Source organism: Shewanella sp. 10N.286.52.B9 (genome assembly GCF_002873635.1).
Taxonomy (GTDB): Bacteria; Pseudomonadota; Gammaproteobacteria; order Enterobacterales; family Shewanellaceae; genus Shewanella.
Map to the genome: position 1 here is coordinate 1 of NZ_MCTY01000118.1, position 604 is coordinate 604.

Consider the following 604-nt stretch of genomic DNA (forward strand, 5'->3'; position numbering starts at 1 on the left):
GCAAAGGTCGTTGGTTCAAACCCAGCTCCTACAATCATTTAATCATGGTTGCTAAAGAGAAGTTTAAGCAAGTTAGTTTTTATTCGGACGCGGGATGGAGCAGTTTGGTAGCTCGTCGGGCTCATAACCCGAAGGTCGTTGGTTCAAATCCAGCTCCCGCAACCAATAAAATTTTCAAATTGAATATTAATTCAATTGGTTAATTTTATTAATGTGTATTATTGATTCAAATCATTAATCACAACCAATAAAAACAACACACTATTAAGTACGGACGCGGGATGGAGCAGTTTGGTAGCTCGTCGGGCTCATAACCCGAAGGTCGTTGGTTCAAATCCAGCTCCCGCAACCAATTTATTTAATTGAGCAGACAATTCGTCGAGCTTAACTTATATAAATCGGCAAAGTTCATTGGTTATAATATAACTAATGCAACCTCTTAACTTAATAGAACTATATAATCGGACGCGGGATGGAGCAGTTTGGTAGCTCGTCGGGCTCATAACCCGAAGGTCGTTGGTTCAAATCCAGCTCCCGCAACCAATTAGTATTATAGTTAAAGTATTATTGTAAAAAGTCATTAAAATCGGACGCGGGATGGAGC

At 39.9% G+C, this 604-nt stretch carries 3 tRNA genes; all 3 read left to right on the top strand.

The window, feature by feature from the left end:
• Positions 1-88 precede the first annotated feature (88 nt).
• Positions 89-165 (top strand) — tRNA-Met (locus BCU91_RS07350).
• 110 nt (positions 166-275) lie between these two features.
• A tRNA-Met gene (locus BCU91_RS07355) sits at positions 276-352 on the top strand.
• 114 nt (positions 353-466) lie between these two features.
• A tRNA-Met gene (locus BCU91_RS07360) sits at positions 467-543 on the top strand.
• Positions 544-604 lie beyond the last annotated feature (61 nt).